Here is a 15,240-nt window from a genome sequence, read left to right as displayed (position 1 = left end):
CCCCCGAAGGTCCCGCTATGAGAGCTTTGCGACCAGCTCTGCGCGGCTGCGCACGCCGAACTTCGTGAAGAGCGACTTGAGATGGTCCTGCACGGTGTACGGCGAGATGCTCAGCCGTGCCGCGATCTCCGTCGTCGACTGTCCTGCCAGCACCTCGTGGCAGATGTCCTGCTCGCGCGCGGTGACTCCGTAGGCCTTCAACAGCAGCCCGGTCAGCTCCGCTCCGGACGCCCTGCTGATCGTCACGGCGGCTTCGAACTCGTCGTCGCTCACGAGCTCGCTGGCTTCGAGGAGGATCCAGCCGCCGTGTGCGTCCCGGACCCTGGCTTTGAACGTCCCGGCTCGTGCCCCCGAGGCAGCGGCCCTGAGCATCACGGCGAACCGTCCCGGTGCGACCTCTTCCAGTTCGTCGCGCCACTGGGTCGCGGAGGCCGTCGACGCTCTGACCGTGCCGTCCTTGCCGACGACGACGATGGCGTGCGCACCAGCGCGTTTGGCGGCGATGCGCGCGGCGACTCGGGTGGCGGCTCCCAGCGCGGGCGCCACCGAGGCCATGAACTCCAGCTCGCGCTCGCTGAACTCGCTGGTGCGCACGATGCCCGCCGCGCCCCAGCAGGTGTCGTCGGCGCGGAACAGCGCTCGCAGCTCGTGGCTGAGTCCCAGCGGTCGCCAGACCTCGTTGAGGCGTGTCGACCGCTTGTCCTCCAGCCGTGCCACGGTGTCGCCGCGTTGAGCCAGTGCCGCGAACGTGTGCGGCTCGCCGGGCGTGTACTCGCAGCTCGCGAGGACTGGTTCGTACTGGTGGGGGATCTGGTTGACGCCGCTGGTCATCGAGCTGATCGCGCCCGAGTCGGGGTCCATCGAGGCCCAGCACGTCAGCTCGCACGGGACCACCCGGTCCACCAGGGCGATGGCCGCCGCGTGCAGTTCCGCGACGTCCAGCCCGGAGCTCGCCAGCGCTGTCACGTCGCGTCGCACGCCCTGCGCCCGACCCTCCCACATGGTTGGCAGTATGCGCCGGTACCGCGTTGTCCGGGCATCCCAGTTTTCCGGGATACGCAGGTCGGCGCGGTGCGGAGACGCTTCTGGTCATGATGAGCACTGCAGGCGAGGGCGAGGAACTGACCGCCCCTGACGCGACGATCACCGTACGGATCTCCGGCAAGCACACCGGCGGCGCCTACGAGCTGTTCGAGGTGGACGCTCCGCGAGGCGAGGCCGCACCACCGCACCGGACCCCGTGGCCCAAGGTCTACTACGTGGTGCACGGACGCATGGCCGTGTTGCTCGACGGTGAGCTGCACGACCTGTCGCCGGGTGACGCCATCGTCATTCCGCCGAACGCACCGCACACGTTCACCGTGCACACGCCGTCCGTGCAGTTCCTGGCCTTCGCGGTCGGTGACGTGATGAGCGCGTTCTTCCGCGACCTGTCCGCTGACGGGTTCGCGGCACTGGAACGACACGGGGTGACGCTGTGAGTGTCGTGGCCCAGATCGCCGCAGTGGTGGCCGTCGTGATCCACGTCGTCGTGTGGGTGTGGGAGGCGTTCCTGATCGGGCGCGTCCACTACTCGGTGTTCCGGCAGCCGGCCGAGGACGTGCGGGCGATCCGGCTGTGGGCGTTCGGGGTGGGGTTCTACAACCTGTTCCTGGCCTGCGGCCTGGTCGCCGGTCTCGTCGCTGTGCACTCGGGTCACGAGCTGGTCGGGCGCACGCTGGTGATCTACGTGTCGTGGTTCATGGTGCTGGGCAGCGTCGTGCTGGCCGTCGCGGACCAGCTCTCGATGAGCAGGCCGCGCAACCAGGCGTGGGGAGGCGTTGCGGCAGAAGGTATTCCGCCGCTGGTCGTGCTGCTGTTCGTCTAAGGGCCGGTGACCAGGCCTTCGCGCACCGCCCACAGCGCGGCCTGGGTGCGGGAGGCGAGGCCGAGCTTGTTCAGCACGTTCGACACGTGGGTGCGCGCAGTGCGTTCGGAGATCACGAGGGCTTCGGCGATGTCGCGGTTCGATTTGCCGTGCGCCACCAGCACCAGGATCTCGCGCTCGCGCGGGGTGAGCGCGGTGGCGGTGCGCTGGGGTGCGACCAGGGAACGGGTGAGGGTGCGGGCGACGGCCGGGTCGAGGTGGACCTGGCCGCGCATCGCCGCTCGGACCGCGGCACCGACCTGGTCGGCCTCGGCGTCCTTGAGCAGATAGCCCGCCGCACCGGCCTCGAGGGCGACGTGGACGCGTTCGGCCTCCGAGAACGAGGTCAGCGCGACCACCTCGACCTGCGGGTAGAGCTGTTTGATCGCCTTGGTGGCACCGATGCCGTCGAGGCGGGGCATGAGCAGGTCCATCAGCACGACGTCGGGCAGGTCGTCGGTGGTGGCGCGGGCCGCGAGTTCGTCGAGGGCCGCCTGGCCGTCGCCCGCCTCGCCCACGACCTCGATGTCGTCCAGCATCTCGAAGAACGCCCGCATGCCGCGCCGGACGACCGCGTGGTCGTCGACGAGGAACACCCGGATCGTGCTCATCGCTGATCTCCTGCCGTTCCTGAAGGAAGCACGGCCCGGACCGTCGTGGATCCGGCCGGGGTGCTGTTGATGACGAGGTCGCCGCCGATGCGTTTCATGCGTTCTCGCATGCTCACCAGGCCCATGCCGTTGGACGAGACCGTAGCGGGGTCGAATCCGGTGCCGTCGTCGGCCACTTCGATGACCACCCCGTCTTCTTCGAAGAGCGTGATGTCGATGCGGCTGGGACGCGCGTGCTTGATCGCGTTGTGCACGGCCTCCTGCACGACGCGGAACATCTCCTCTTCCGCGCGGTCGTCCAGGGAGAGCCGGTAGCCGGGTGCCTCGACGGCGATGACGACGTCCTCGCGGGAGGCGATCGCGGCCGACTGCTTGCGGATCGCCTCGGCCAGGCCGTCTTCGCGCAACGCGTCGGGGCGGAGCTGGAACAGGGAGGCGCGCATCTCGGCGAGGGCGTCCTGGGTGAGGCTGCGGAGTTCGGTGACGCCGCGCGCGACCGGGCCGTCGGGGTCGCCGCCCTGCTTCTGCAGCGCGAGCTCGACGGCTCGGGTGTGCAGGGTCATCGAGAACAACGCCTGGGAGACCGAGTCGTGCAGCTCTCGGGCCAGGCGGTGGCGTTCCTCCAGTGCCGCCACCTGGGAGGCCTCGTCGAGCATCTCCATGACCTCTTCGACGCCGAGCTGTTCCTCGCCGGCGACCGAGGTGAGCATCATCCGGGCGGACGCGGCGCCGACCGCGCCCGCGAGCACGGTCTCCACGTGGTGCACCAGATCCGGGTCAGCGTCCTTTGTGGACTCGAGATCGGCGCCCTCCAGCGCTTTGTCCGCGGCCTGCCGGCCCATCGAACGGACCAGGACCTCGTGCAACGCCTGCACCGGCACGCGGTTGCGCCACAACCTGGGGCGCGTCGGGTCGTCCAGTGCGTCGACGAACAGGACGGCCTGGGCCTGTTCGCGGGCCTGCGGGCGGCCCAGCAGCGACACCCCGAGGTAGCAGCCGACGTTGACCAGCATGCTCCAGAACATGCCGTGGCTGATGTTGTCCATGCCGGTGATGCCGAGCAGGTGTTCCGGGCGCAGCGCCTCGATGCCGAACGGGCCGTGGTCGAGGAAGCCGCGCGGCACCCAGCCGGTGGCGGCGAAGTTGGGCAGCAGCAATGTGTACGTCCACACGGCGAACCCGCCGACGAGGCCGGACATGACGCCGTCGCGGGTGCCGCCCTTCCAGTACAGGCCGCCGATGACCGCGGGCGCGAACTGCGCGACGGCCGCGAACGACACCAGGCCCATCGACACCAGGGCCGCGCTCTCCCCGGCCAGCCGGAAATATCCGTAGCCGAGCAGCATGATCGCCACGATCGACAGGCGCCGGGTCAGCAGGATCAGGCGTGCCAGCCGGCCCTCGTAGCCGCGGCGCAGCAGCATCGGCACGACGATCGAGTTCGACACCATCGTGGACAGCGCGACGGTCTCGACGATGATCATTCCGGTCGCCGCGCTCAGCCCGCCGACGAACACCAGCAGTGCCAGCACGTCCAGGCCCGCGGCCATCGGCACTGTGAGCACGAACGTGTCGGCCTCGGCGCGGGAACCGAACTGCAGCAGGCCCGCCGCGGCGATCGGCAGCACGAACACGCTGATCAGCAGCATGTACAGCGGCGTCATCCACATGGCCTGCTTGACGTGGCGCTCGTCGACGTTCTCCACGACGCCGACCTGCCACTGGCGGGGGAGCAGCACGATGGCGAAGAGTGACAGCACGTTGAGCCACACCCAGGTGCCGGTCGAGTCGCCGAGCGTGAACAGGGAGTCGTGCCCGGCCTGCTTGGCCTGGCTGAACAGGTCGCCGAAACCGCTGTAGAGGCCCCAGGTCACGGTGATCCCGGCCGCGACGAACGCCACGAGCTTCACGACCGACTCGAACGCGATGGCGGTGACCATGCCCTCGTGGCGTTCGGTGGCGTCGAGATGCCTGGTGCCGAACAGGATCGTGAACCCCGCGAGCAGCAGTGCCACGTACAGCGCGGTGTCCTGGAACACCGGTACCTGGCCCAGCGTGGACGCCGGCGTGATCTCGGGCGCGCGGCGGATGATCTCGAAGGTGTTGGAGACCGCCTTGAGCTGCAAGGCGATGTACGGCACGACACCGACGACCGCGATGGCCGCGATCAGGCCGCCCAGCCGCACGCTCTTGCCGTAGCGGGCGGACACGAAGTCGGCGAGGCTCGTGATGCGGTGCCGGTGGCTGATGTGGATGATCCGGCGCAGCACCAGCCAGCCGAGCGCGAGCATGATCGTCGGTCCGAGGTAGATCGACAGGAAGCCCACGCCCGTCGAGGCCGCGCGGCCCACGCTGCCGTAGTACGTCCACGACGTCGCGTAGACGGCCAGGGAGAGCGCGTAGATGGTGCCGCGCCCGACGATGCTGCGACCCGCGTCGGCGCGGCGGTCACCGTAGAACGCGATCGCGAACAGCACACCGAGGTAGGCGACGGACACCCCGATGATCAACCACGTCTGGAGCACGTCGGCTCATCCCGACCGGCGGACGAGAACGAAGACCAGCGCGATGACGACGACCCACGCGCCGAAGAGGTAGACCGCTACCGCCGGCACGCCCGCGATGGTGCCCCCGCCGTTCGCGACGGTGAGCAGCGGCGGCAGGAAGAGCACGAAACCGGTTGTCGCCGCGAGGATTGTCAGCCCGGTGAACCGCCCGTCATCCCTGGCGCGTCTTCGCACCCGTCACCGCCTCACTCCCCGATAAGCCGATTTGCGAGCGTAGTACGAATGGGGGAACTGATTGAAGTGGACATGACAGAATTTCATGCTATTCGCGCAATACGACTGATGGGGGGAACCGTTCGTGAAAACCGTCGAACTGCCTGACGGAGCCGTGGTCACGGGGCGTGGTCTGCGGGAGGGCAAGATCGTGGAGCCCAGTCCCGAGTACGGGGTGTACCTGCAGCCCCGACCTGTCGACGTGCCGTGGCCGCACGACTGGATCGACTGGCCGGACTTCCGTCTGCCGCGTGATCACGACGCCGCGATCAGGTTGATCCGCGCCCTGCACGCCCGCGCGCTGTCCGGCGAACGCGTCGAGGTGGCGTGCAGCGGCGGCGTCGGGCGCACCGGCACTGTCATTTCGTGCCTGGCCGTGCTGGCGGGCGTGCCGGCGTCGGAAGCCGTGGCGTGGACACGCGCGAACTACCACCGGCGCGCGGTCGAGACGCCGTGGCAAAAGCGCTGGGTCAGCCGTTTTCCAGCCGGTTAGGAATCGAGCTCGATCACGCTGCGCTTGTGCACGAGCTCGATCACCTGGGGCGGCACGGAGTCACCTGCTTCGAGCAGCCGGGGGAGCAGTTCGGCCTCAGTGGTGAGCGCGCGGAAGAACAGTTCGACCGTGACGTCGTGGTCCGGCCGGCGCAGCACGGTGATCTCGTCACCTGGCGCGAACCGGCCGGCCTCGAGCACGCGGAAGTAGGCGCCGGGCCGCGCGACCTGCGTGAACCGCTTCACCCAGCCGCGCTGGCCGAGGAACTCCGCGAAAGTCCGGCACGGGATGCGTGCCGCGCTGACCTCCAGGGTCGCGGTGCCGACGCGCCACTGCTCGCCGATGCGGGCGTGCGTGTGGTCGATGCCCTGGGTGGTCAGGTTCTCGCCGAACTGGCCGTTGCGCAGGTCGAGGCCCAGTTCGCCCTGCCAGTAGTCCAGGTCCTCGCGCGCGTAGCCGTAGACGGCCTGGTAGTCGCCGCCGTGTGCGGTCAGGTCGCCGATCGTGTCACCCGCGACGCCACTGCCGGAGCTGCCCTTCTTGCCGGGCGGGCGGACCTCCAGCGGGCCGTCGACAGGACGCTTGTCGATGCCGGTCACGCCCGTGCGGGTGTAGTCGACCGGGATCGTCTTGGACGCGATGTTCAGCGAGAGCACTACTGGCATGCGCCCCAGGCTATTGGCCGACCGCTTTGGCTGCGATCGAATTGACGTAGTTCTGGTACTTGCCGACCTTGTAGGTGATCAGGTCCATGCACTCCTGCAGCTGGGCCATCTGCTGGCGGACGCGCTCCTGGTGCTCCTTGAGGATGTCGAGGCGCTGCAGTTCGTTGCCGTCGCCCTGGCGGACCAGTTCGGTGTAGCGGCGGATCTCCGGTACCGGCATGCCGGACATCCTGAGCATGATGCACATGCGGAGCCAGTCGACGTCCTGCTGGGTGTAGACGCGGCGGCCGCCCGGTCCTCTGTGGACCTGGTGGGCGAGGATGCCTTCCTTCTCGTAGAAGCGCAGGGCGTGCACGCTCAGGCCGGTGCGTTCGGCTACCTGTCCGATGCTCAACTGCATGGGGTCGAGCATAGGTGGCTTGGGTGTTTGGCTGATCGTGTTGGACGTGATCGGGCGGGTGGTCGGCTTGGGTTGGGCGGGCCGCGTTGCGTGCGCGGGTTGGGTGGGTGGGGACCTGAGGCACGACTCGTGACGGGACCCCACCCGAAGCGCACGGGAAAGGCAGCCTCGGCTTCGCCGTCGGTACTGCTCGCCTGCGGCGTCGCCTCGCCTCGGCTTCGCCATCGGGTGTGGGTGGTCTTGACCTAGAGTCGGGTCTAGTTCGTAGGTTTTCCGCATGACGATGCGTTATCGCGTACTTGGGGGAACCGGTATCGAGGTCAGTCACCACTGCCTCGGCGCCATGATGTTCGGCGATGTCGCCAACAAGGATCACGACGAGGGCGTGCGGATCATCCACCGTGCGCTCGAAGCTGGCATCAACTTCGTCGACACCGCCGACATGTACTCGGCGGGGGAGTCGGAGGAGATCGTCGGCAAGGCGTTGAAGGACCGGCGGGACGACGTTGTGCTGGCCACGAAGGTGCACTTTCCGTTGGGCGAGGGTCGCAACCGCAGCGGCAACTCGCGCCGGTACATCGTGCGGGCCGTCGAGGACAGCTTGCGGCGGTTGGACACCGACTGGATCGACCTGTACCAGGTGCACCGGCCGGACTACAAGACCGATGTCGAGGAAACGCTCTCGGTTCTCACGGATCTGGTGCGGGACGGGAAGATTCGGGCGTTCGGGTGTTCGACGTTTCCGGCTGAGGAGATCGTCGAGGCGCACCACGTGGCGATGAACCGTGGGCTGATGCGGTTCCGGACCGAGCAGCCGCCGTATTCGATGCTGGCGCGCGGGATCGAGCGGTCGGTGCTGCCTACGTGTGAGCGGCTTGGGATGGGGGTGCTGGTGTGGAGTCCGCTGGCCAGCGGGTTCCTGTCGGGCAGGCATCGGCGGGGGGCGTCGGCTGAGGCGTTCCGGGCTACGTTGACGCCGGATCGGTTCGACGAGACGTTGCCGAAGAACGCGGCGAAGTTCGACGCCGTGGAGGAGTTCGCGAAGCTGGCGGATGAGATGGGGGTGTCGTTGCCCGCGCTGGCCATTGCGTTCGTGACCACGCATCCGGGTGTCACGTCGGCGATCACCGGGCCGCGCACGATGGAGCAGCTGGAGTCGTTGTTGGAGGGCGCTGACCTGGTGCTGATCGACGAGGTGCTGGACCGGATCGACGAGATCGTGCCGCCCGGTACCGACACCTACGACGTGCACGGGTTCTGGAAGCCTGCGTCGCTGCTGGAGGTCCACCAGCGACGCAGGCCTGTGGATCAGCGCTGATTCACCACTGCTGGGTGGTCAGGCCGGTGCCGAGGTAGATCTGGTCGAACCCGTTGCCGTCGTTGTCGTCGGTGTAGACGACGGTGACGCGGCCCCACGGGTCGACGCCCGCGGACGGTTCGTCCTGTCTGCCGGTGGCGTTGGAGACCGTGAGCTGGCGGGGAGGGCGGCCGGTCGTGGTGCCGTCGGGGTTGTAGACCTGGGTGTAGATGTCCGCAGCCTCCGCCGTGGTCACCGCGATGCCGAGTTGGTCGTCGATGCCGATCTGCGGGTCGGTGCCGGTGGTGCTCGCGACGGCACCGCGTGAGGCACCGGTGGCGGTGAAGGACTGGGTCTTCACGCCGGACTGCTCCCAGGCCAGGGCGAAGTCGCCGTTGAAGTTGGCGGCCACGGCGGGGTGTTTGCCTTGCCCCGTCGTGGTTTGCGCCTGCTTCACGCCGCCGGACGGGGTGAGGATCTTGCGAGCCACGTTCGCGTCCGCCTCCCACGCGACGATCGCGTTGCCTGCTGCGCCCATCGCGACCTGGGGTTTCGCGTGGGTGCCGCCTGCGTTGTTGACCTGCGCCTCGTAGGTCTTGGACGAGATCGACGCGAAACCGCTGACGCGCACGGTGGGCGCGGCGGTGCCCTGCTTGTCCTCCCACGTCACCGCGAAGCCGCCGGTGTCCGGATCCGCCGCGACGCTCGGGAAGTACTGCTGGCCGTCGGCGCTCGCGTTGGCCGTGCCGGAACCGGAGACGGCGCCGGAAACCGAGACCGAGCGGACCGCGATGTTGTAGAAGCCGTTGCCGTCCGGGTCTTCCGACCACACGACGACAGCGGTGCCGTCCTCGTGCAGCGAGACGTCGGGCTGCCAGTGGCGCCAGTTGCCGGTGCCTCCGGTGCTGAGCTTCTTCTCGTAGAGGGACGTTCCCTCCTGATAGAGGCGGATCCAGATGTCGGAGTGGATCGGGTCCTCGGGGGCGGTCGTGTCGCGGTCGTCCTCCCACACGACGGCCGTGTAGCCGTTGCGGGTGGCCGAGACGGACGCGTTGTCCTGGTCGCCGGTCGAGTCGGTGTTGACCGTGGACCACGTCATCGGGGTGGGTGCCAGGAGAAGGCTGGCGATCAGAAGTGTCTTCACGGCGCCTGCAATCCGGGGTTGGCGGCCTCGACGACGTAGCTGCCGACGGTCTTCACCGGGTAGTCGCGGACGGTGACCTTGTCGACGTAGCGGAAGTCGACGTGCATCTCGGTGGAGGTGGTGCGGGTCTTCACGTAGCCGCGCAGGTTCTTGAAGTACTTCACGTGCGGGTTGAGCGTCGGGTTGAGGCTGTTGTCGGCCGCGTTGCCGTCACCGCCGGACGTGATCGACGTGGTGACGAGCTCGGTGCCGATGATCCGGTTCTGGGTGCCGTAGTTCTGCATGAGGTTGGCGGCCCAGCTGCGGTGCACGTCGCCGGTCAGCACGACGGTGCCCTTGTTGCCGCCCGCGTCCCACGCGTTCTGGATGCGGGTGCGGTTGGCGGTGTAGCCGTCCCACGCGTCCATGCTCTTCGAGCCGTCCGCGGCGGCGAGGCGTTGGGCGAAGAACACCTGCTGGCCCAGGAAGTCCCAGGTGCCGAGCTTCTGGCGCAGGCCGTCGATCAGCCAGGTCTCCTGGGAGGTGCCGGTGAGCGTGCGGGCCGGGTCGTCGGCGGCCGGGCAGACCTTCGTTCCGTCGCCGCACGCCTGGTCGTCGCGGTACTGGCGGGTGTCGAGCATGTGGAACGTGGCGAGGCTGCCCCAGCGGACCCTGCGGTGCAGCAGCATGTTCTCCGCGGTGGGGGCTTGGGCGGATCGCAACGGCATGTGCTCGTAGTACGCCTTGTACGCGGCGGCTCGGCGGGCCCTGAAGTCACCGGCAGGGCTGCTGTCGTTGCGGACGAGGTTGGCGTAGTTGTTCTCTACTTCGTGATCGTCCCAGACCACGAGCCAGGGCGCGGTGGCGTGCGCGGCCTGCAGGTCCGGGTCGGTCTTGTACTGGGCGTGGCGGACCCGGTAGTTCGCCAGCGTGCTGATCTCGGTGGCGGGCGCGAACTTGCGGACCTTCGTGGTGGTGGCGGCGCCCTCGTAGATGTAGTCGCCGAGGTGCAGGATCAGGTCGGGGTGTTCCTCGGCCATCCGGCGGTAGGCCGTGAAGTAGCCCTCCTCGTAGTGCGAGCACGAGGCGAAGAGCATGGTCAGCTCGGGTTGCGTGCCGACGGCCGGTGCGGTGAGGGCACGGCCGACGGGGGAGATGTGGCCGCCGGTGCGGAAGCGGTACCAGTACTCGCGGCCGGGTTCGAGGCCGGTGAGGGTGACGTGCACGGAGTGGGCGCCGGCCTGCTGCGTCGTGAAGGTGCCGGTGCGGGCGAGGGTCGTGAAGCGTTCGTCGGTGGCGACCTGCCATTCGACGGCGGTGTCGGTGTTCGGCATGCCGCCGAGGCCGTCGGCGTTGAGGGGGTTGGGGGCGAGGCGGGTCCAGATGACGAACCCGTCGGCCGCGGGCTCGCCGGAAGCGACGCCGAGGGTGAAGGGGTAGCCGATGGCGTTGGCCAGACGGGGAACCAGTACGCCGGCGCTCGCTCCCGCGAGGCCGCCCACGATGAAGGTACGTCTCCGTAACGTGGTCATGACCCGCAGGCTTACCGAACGCGGGTAAAGGTCCGCCTAACGGTGTGCGGCTTCAAAGTGGTTTCCCACCAAGAGAATGCGGCGTAGTCGTCGCTGTAGATGTCGAACGCGTCCGCGAGCAGCTCGGCGGCGCACAGCGGGATCCCGGTGTCCTGGACCGCCCGGTAGAGCAGTGCCACGTGGTCGCGGGACCAGGATTCGAGGCGCAGGCCGGGTAATCGGTCGGCCTCGCAGCACGGTTGGGCGCACACGACGATGTCGAACCACTCGTCCTCGTGGTCGTTGAAGGCGACCGTGACGCCGAAGCGGTCCGGCTGCAGCGCGGTGACCGAGCTGTGGCGGGTCTCGTAGCGCAGCGGGTAAGGCAGGGCCGACAGGCGGCGGGCGGCGTGCAGGTCCGGGCCTTTCAGCGGCACCGGATCGTGGTGTTTGCCGTGGTCGAGAACGACGACGTCCCAGGTGCTGCGAGTCAGTCTGAGCGCGGTCGCGAGGCCCGCGACACCTGCTCCGACGACGAGTGCTGTGGCCATGGCCAGCCCCTTCCCCCTAGGATTGAGGCTAGCGAACGTTCAGAAATTTCTGAAGACTGGAGCGGTGTGACGGGCGAGACAGAACGCAGGGAAGCGGCCGAGCAGCTGGCCCTGACGCTCGTGGGCGCCGGGATGCAGCGGATGGGTGCTCGGGCGCTGGCGGCGTTCCTGTTCTCCGACAAGGACTCGCTGACCGCTGGCGATCTCGCCGACGAGCTGGGCGTGAGTGCCGGATCGGTGTCCGGCGCCATCAAGATGATCGTGCAGATGGGCCTGATCGAGCGGATCTACGTGGCGGGCAGCCGGCGTGAGCACTTCCGCATGCGTGACAACGCCTGGACCACGTTGTACTCGCGGCAGCACTCGGTCGTCGACGACGTGCTGAGTGCGGTCGAGAGGGGTGTCGACGCGGTCGAGTCCGGCCCTGCGCACGACCGGCTCGTCGACATGCGGGACTTCTACACGTTCCTGCTCAGCGAGGCGCCGGCGCTGGTGGAGCGCTTCGAACGGCTTCGCGCTGAGCAGCGCCGTGGCGAATCCCGTCCATGATCAGATCCAGCATCCGCTTGGCTTGAGCCGGGTCGCCGTTTTGCGCGACGCCGATCAGCAGCGTCATCACGTCCATCGGCTCGGCCTGCGCGCCCATCGCGGTGAGCAGCGTTTCCACGGCGGTGGTCATCTTGGCGCGGCTGTGCTCAAAGGGGTTGATGCCCAGCGCGATCACGGCCTGCAGCGCGTCCTTGAGGTCCTGCTTCGTCGCGATGTAGGCGATGAAGAGGTCCATCCACTCTCGTAGCGCCGCTTCCGGCTCGTGCGTCTCCAGCAGTTCGGGGGCGGCACCGCAGAGCTTGTCGAGCTCGGTGCGGTAGACGGCCTCGATCAGGGCCTCGCGGGTGGGGAAGTGGCGGTACAGCGTGCCGATGCCGACGCCGGCCTTCTTGGCGATGGCGCCGAGCGTCACGTCCTTGCCGTGGGTGAACGCGTCCAGCGCCACCTCGATCAGCACCCCGCGGTTGCGGACAGCGTCAGCACGCACTTCATCACTCCATCGAGTCACTTGCTAAACGGAGGGCCCTCCGTTTAGAGTGGAACCCGAACCGGAGGAACCTCCGTTTCAGTGTACGACACAGGTTGGGGATTTCGGATGAGTGAGCGCATCACCACCCCGTTCGGCTTCGAGACGACTGCTCTCGAGGTCGTCGAGGGCGTCGACCTCTCGGGCCGTCGCGCCGTGGTCACCGGTGGAGCGTCGGGCATCGGCGTCGAGACCGTGCGGGCTCTGGCCGCCGCGGGCGCCGAGGTCACCATCGCGGCGCGCAACCTCGAGGCGGGCGAGCGCGTCGCCGCGTCTCTCGCGGACGCCACGGGCAACAAGAACATCTTCGTCGCTCCGCTGGAGCTGACCTCGCAGGACTCGGTGAAGGCCTTCGTCCGCTCGTGGGACGGCCCGCTGCACCTGCTGATCAACAACGCGGGCGTCATGGCCACGCCGCTGACCCGCACGCCGGAGGGCTGGGAGCTCCAGTTCGCCACCAACCACTTCGGCCACTTCACGCTGACGCTGGGCCTGTTCGACTCGCTGCGCGCCGAGGGCGCCCGCGTCGTGAACGTCAGCTCGGCGGGCCACCTCTCGAGCCCGGTCGTGTTCGAGGACATCCACTTCGAGCGCCGCGAGTACGACCCCTGGCAGGCGTACGGCCAGTCCAAGACGGCGAACGTTCTGTTCGGCGTCGAGGCGGGCAAGCGCTGGGCGTCCGAGGGCATCACGATGAACGCGCTGATGCCGGGCGGCATCCTGACGGCCCTGCAGCGCCACATCACGCCCGAGCAGTTGCAGGAGCGCATCAAGCTGCGCGGCGGCGACAAGCCGCTGCAGCTCAAGACTCCGGAGCAGGGCGCCTCCACCACGCTGGTGCTGGCCGTCTCCCCGCTCGTCGAGGGCCGCTCGGGCCTCTACTTCGAGGACTGCAACGAGGCGCTGCCGAACGTCGGCGGCATGACCGGCGGCCTCGCCGCCTACGCACACGACCCGGAGGCCGCCGCCCAGCTGTGGAAGGTCTCCGAGGACACGCTCAAGATCGGGGAACAGGCATGATCACCACTGGCTACGGCTTCGAGACCACCGCCCTGGAGGTGGCCCGGGTGGCCGACCTGGCCGGCCGCCGCGCCATCGTCACCGGCGGCGCCTCGGGCATCGGCGTGGAAACCGTCCGCGCCCTGGCCACCGCGGGCGCCGAGGTCACCATCGCGGCCCGCGACGTCGACGCCGCCCAGCGCGTCGCCACGTCGCTGGTCAAGGCCACCGGCAACAAGAAGATCTCGGTCGGCAAGCTGGACCTGTCCTCCCAGGACTCCGTGAAAGCCTTCGCCCGCAACTGGGACGGCCCACTCCACCTGCTGATCAACAACGCGGGCGTGATGGCCACCCCGCTGACCCGCACGCCGGAGGGCTGGGAACTCCAGTTCGCCACCAACCACTTCGGCCACTTCACCCTCACCCAAGGCCTCTTCAACTCGCTGCGAGCCGAAGGCGCCCGAGTCGTGAACGTGAGCTCCTCCGCCCACCTGATGGGCGCCGTCGAGTTCGACGACATCCACTACGACCAGCGCCCCTACGACCGCTGGCAGGCTTACGGCCAGTCCAAGACCGCGAACATCCTCTTCGGCGTGGAAGCCAGCCGCCGCTGGGCCTCCGAAGGCATCACCATGAACGCCCTCATGCCCGGCAGTATCGCCACCAACCTCCAGCGCCACCTGTCCGAATCCGAACTCCAAGAGCGCATCCGCCAAAGCGGCGCCGCCACCACCCGCCGCGTGAAAACCCCAGAACAAGGCGCCGCCACCACCCTGGTGGTAGCCACCAGCCCGCTCCTGGACAACGTCTCCGGCAAGTACTTCGAGGACTGCAACGAGGCCGCCCCAGCCGCCCCAGGCACCCACCTGCGCGGCGTGGCCTCGTACGCCCAAGACCCAGAAGCCGCAACCCAACTCTGGAAGGTCTCAGAAGCCACCCTGGGCCTCTGACCCCACCAAGTACGCCAGGCCCTCGGCCTGGCGTACCAACGGCTCCGGCCAAGCACTCCGGCCAACCCGCCAAGCAACCCGGCCCGCCGCCCTCGCCAGCCCCGCCGAGCGTCCCGGCCCGGCGGCTCGGGCCACGCTGGGTGTGGCGGCCCGGCGTGCTCGGTCTGCGCTGAGCGTGTCGGCCTGAGCGCGTTCGGACTACGCCGGGCGTCCTGGTCCGGTGCGCTCGCCAGCCGCGCTGAGCGTCCCGGGCTGGTGTGCTCTGACTACGTCCGGCGTCGCGGCCTGGCGTGCTCGGGCGTCGCTGAGCGTCTCAGCCCGGCGTGCTCGATAGCCACGTCGGGCGTCTCGGCTCGGCGCGCTTGGACCACGCCGAGTGCCCGGCCCGGCGTACTCGGATCACGTCGGGCGTCGCGGCCTGGCGTGCTTACCGCCCTCGCCAAGCGATACCGCCAAACGACCCGGACCGGTGCCCACGCCGCCCAAGCCAAGCGCTGCCGCCAACCACGCCGCGGTGCAGGGGTTGCCAAGTTGGCCGCCACCCCTGCACCGGCGTGCAGCCAAGCCACAACGCCACATACGAGTGCCAGCAGCGAGACCGAATTCCGGCCGCACATCTCCATTTCCTGCCGCCGCTTCGCCCCACTCCGCACGCCACCGAGCCGTCTCCTCGAGCCGATGCCGCCGAGTCGCTGACTCCCAGGGCCGGCGTCCCATTCGGCGCTTTCCTCCCGGTGCGCACAGGCCACGCCCCTGGAGCGCGCCGCAGTCCACGGCCGCACCCCTAGACGAGTAAGTCCTAAATCCAGGCGGTGTCTGGAGACGGACGAAGGGTGTTCAAGATCAGTTTGTGAGGACCGACCTGAACACCCTTCTGAC

17 protein-coding genes are annotated in these 15,240 nt (G+C 68.7%); 7 read left to right on the top strand and 10 right to left on the bottom strand.

What is annotated here, in order from left to right:
* Nucleotides 1–15: 15 nt before the first annotated feature.
* Entirely contained in the window at nt 16–1,002 is a 987-nt protein-coding gene (locus ABZ345_RS27525) for a helix-turn-helix transcriptional regulator (protein ID WP_359854575.1), read from the bottom strand.
* 89 nt (nt 1,003–1,091) lie between these two features.
* Here ABZ345_RS27525 and ABZ345_RS27520 point away from each other — a divergent pair, with 89 nt between their 5' ends.
* Nucleotides 1,092–1,481 (top strand): cupin domain-containing protein, encoded by a 390-nt coding sequence (locus ABZ345_RS27520; protein ID WP_359854572.1) that lies wholly within the window; start codon nt 1,092–1,094, stop codon nt 1,479–1,481.
* Nucleotides 1,478–1,867, top strand: coding sequence for a DUF1304 family protein (locus ABZ345_RS27515; protein WP_359854569.1), 390 nt, complete (start codon nt 1,478–1,480; stop codon nt 1,865–1,867). Before ABZ345_RS27520 ends, ABZ345_RS27515 begins: the two co-directional genes overlap by 4 nt.
* On the opposite strand, the gene ABZ345_RS27510 is transcribed toward ABZ345_RS27515, so the two are convergent.
* Genes ABZ345_RS27510 through ABZ345_RS27500 form a run of 3 tightly spaced genes read right to left on the bottom strand, consistent with a single transcriptional unit; the run spans nt 1,864 to nt 5,258 of the window.
* Nucleotides 1,864–2,517 carry a response regulator transcription factor gene (locus ABZ345_RS27510; protein ID WP_359854566.1) on the bottom strand — a complete coding sequence of 218 codons (654 nt, stop codon included), beginning with the start codon at nt 2,515–2,517 and terminating at the stop codon, nt 1,864–1,866. The genes ABZ345_RS27515 and ABZ345_RS27510 overlap by 4 nt on opposite strands.
* Nucleotides 2,514–5,042, bottom strand: a complete 2,529-nt coding sequence (locus ABZ345_RS27505) for a histidine kinase (protein ID WP_359854563.1) — start codon at nt 5,040–5,042, stop codon at nt 2,514–2,516. Before ABZ345_RS27505 ends, ABZ345_RS27510 begins: the two co-directional genes overlap by 4 nt.
* Nucleotides 5,043–5,048: 6 nt before the next feature.
* Nucleotides 5,049–5,258, bottom strand: a complete 210-nt coding sequence (locus ABZ345_RS27500) for a hypothetical protein (protein WP_359854560.1) — start codon at nt 5,256–5,258, stop codon at nt 5,049–5,051.
* Nucleotides 5,259–5,382: 124 nt separating this feature from the next.
* Here ABZ345_RS27500 and ABZ345_RS27495 point away from each other — a divergent pair, with 124 nt between their 5' ends.
* Nucleotides 5,383–5,790: a protein-tyrosine phosphatase family protein gene (locus tag ABZ345_RS27495; protein ID WP_359854557.1), complete on the top strand. Its 408-nt coding sequence runs from the start codon at nt 5,383–5,385 to the stop codon at nt 5,788–5,790.
* On the opposite strand, the gene ABZ345_RS27490 is transcribed toward ABZ345_RS27495, so the two are convergent.
* A complete protein-coding gene (locus tag ABZ345_RS27490; RefSeq protein ID WP_359854554.1) occupies nt 5,787–6,455 on the bottom strand; it encodes an MOSC domain-containing protein in 669 nt (222 codons plus the stop codon). The genes ABZ345_RS27495 and ABZ345_RS27490 overlap by 4 nt on opposite strands.
* A 10-nt stretch (nt 6,456–6,465) precedes the next feature.
* Nucleotides 6,466–6,855 (bottom strand): MerR family transcriptional regulator, encoded by a 390-nt coding sequence (locus ABZ345_RS27485; protein ID WP_359854551.1) that lies wholly within the window; start codon nt 6,853–6,855, stop codon nt 6,466–6,468.
* 283 nt (nt 6,856–7,138) lie between these two features.
* Between ABZ345_RS27485 and ABZ345_RS27480 the strand changes: the two genes are divergently transcribed.
* Entirely contained in the window at nt 7,139–8,173 is a 1,035-nt protein-coding gene (locus ABZ345_RS27480) for an aldo/keto reductase (protein ID WP_359854897.1), read from the top strand.
* Between the two features lies 1 nt (nt 8,174).
* Here ABZ345_RS27480 and ABZ345_RS27475 read toward each other — a convergent pair whose 3' ends face one another.
* The 3 genes from ABZ345_RS27475 to ABZ345_RS27465 are packed head-to-tail and all read right to left on the bottom strand — an operon-like array spanning nt 8,175 to nt 11,337.
* Nucleotides 8,175–9,296 carry a hypothetical protein gene (locus tag ABZ345_RS27475; protein WP_359854548.1) on the bottom strand — a complete coding sequence of 374 codons (1,122 nt, stop codon included), beginning with the start codon at nt 9,294–9,296 and terminating at the stop codon, nt 8,175–8,177.
* Entirely contained in the window at nt 9,293–10,807 is a 1,515-nt protein-coding gene (locus ABZ345_RS27470; protein WP_359854545.1) for an alkaline phosphatase D family protein, read from the bottom strand. Before ABZ345_RS27470 ends, ABZ345_RS27475 begins: the two co-directional genes overlap by 4 nt.
* 11 nt (nt 10,808–10,818) lie before the next feature.
* Nucleotides 10,819–11,337 carry an FAD-dependent oxidoreductase gene (locus tag ABZ345_RS27465; protein WP_359854542.1) on the bottom strand — a complete coding sequence of 173 codons (519 nt, stop codon included), beginning with the start codon at nt 11,335–11,337 and terminating at the stop codon, nt 10,819–10,821.
* A 66-nt stretch (nt 11,338–11,403) separates the two neighbouring features.
* Between ABZ345_RS27465 and ABZ345_RS27460 the strand changes: the two genes are divergently transcribed.
* Nucleotides 11,404–11,886 carry a MarR family transcriptional regulator gene (locus tag ABZ345_RS27460; protein ID WP_359854539.1) on the top strand — a complete coding sequence of 161 codons (483 nt, stop codon included), beginning with the start codon at nt 11,404–11,406 and terminating at the stop codon, nt 11,884–11,886.
* Here ABZ345_RS27460 and ABZ345_RS27455 read toward each other — a convergent pair.
* Nucleotides 11,810–12,373 carry a helix-turn-helix domain-containing protein gene (locus ABZ345_RS27455; RefSeq protein WP_359854537.1) on the bottom strand — a complete coding sequence of 188 codons (564 nt, stop codon included), beginning with the start codon at nt 12,371–12,373 and terminating at the stop codon, nt 11,810–11,812. The two genes, ABZ345_RS27460 and ABZ345_RS27455, sit on opposite strands and share 77 nt — an antisense overlap.
* A 108-nt stretch (nt 12,374–12,481) precedes the next feature.
* Between ABZ345_RS27455 and ABZ345_RS27450 the strand changes: the two genes are divergently transcribed.
* Nucleotides 12,482–13,432 (top strand): SDR family NAD(P)-dependent oxidoreductase, encoded by a 951-nt coding sequence (locus ABZ345_RS27450; protein WP_359854534.1) that lies wholly within the window; start codon nt 12,482–12,484, stop codon nt 13,430–13,432.
* A complete protein-coding gene (locus ABZ345_RS27445; protein ID WP_359854532.1) occupies nt 13,429–14,361 on the top strand; it encodes an SDR family NAD(P)-dependent oxidoreductase in 933 nt (310 codons plus the stop codon). The genes ABZ345_RS27450 and ABZ345_RS27445 overlap by 4 nt, the downstream gene beginning before the upstream one ends.
* Nucleotides 14,362–15,240 lie beyond the last annotated feature (879 nt).

This window comes from Lentzea sp. NPDC005914, from assembly GCF_040629405.1.
GTDB lineage: Bacteria > Actinomycetota > Actinomycetes > Mycobacteriales > Pseudonocardiaceae > Lentzea.
Note: the sequence above shows the minus strand (reverse complement) of the source record. Positions and strands in the feature narration are given on the sequence as shown.

Bases quoted from the DNA above. Each gene is read 5' to 3' on its own strand.
- ABZ345_RS27525 (WP_359854575.1), bottom strand. From the start codon at position 1,002: ATGTGGGAGGGTCGGGCGCAGGGCGTGCGACGCGACGTGACAGCGCTG.
- ABZ345_RS27520 (WP_359854572.1), top strand. From the start codon at position 1,092: ATGATGAGCACTGCAGGCGAGGGCGAGGAACTGACCGCCCCTGACGCG.
- ABZ345_RS27510 (WP_359854566.1), bottom strand. From the start codon at position 2,517: ATGAGCACGATCCGGGTGTTCCTCGTCGACGACCACGCGGTCGTCCGG.
- ABZ345_RS27490 (WP_359854554.1), bottom strand. From the start codon at position 6,455: ATGCCAGTAGTGCTCTCGCTGAACATCGCGTCCAAGACGATCCCGGTC.
- ABZ345_RS27485 (WP_359854551.1), bottom strand. From the start codon at position 6,855: ATGCAGTTGAGCATCGGACAGGTAGCCGAACGCACCGGCCTGAGCGTG.
- ABZ345_RS27480 (WP_359854897.1), top strand. From the start codon at position 7,139: ATGCGTTATCGCGTACTTGGGGGAACCGGTATCGAGGTCAGTCACCAC.
- ABZ345_RS27470 (WP_359854545.1), bottom strand. From the start codon at position 10,807: ATGACCACGTTACGGAGACGTACCTTCATCGTGGGCGGCCTCGCGGGA.
- ABZ345_RS27465 (WP_359854542.1), bottom strand. From the start codon at position 11,337: ATGGCCACAGCACTCGTCGTCGGAGCAGGTGTCGCGGGCCTCGCGACC.
- ABZ345_RS27450 (WP_359854534.1), top strand. From the start codon at position 12,482: ATGAGTGAGCGCATCACCACCCCGTTCGGCTTCGAGACGACTGCTCTC.
- ABZ345_RS27445 (WP_359854532.1), top strand. From the start codon at position 13,429: ATGATCACCACTGGCTACGGCTTCGAGACCACCGCCCTGGAGGTGGCC.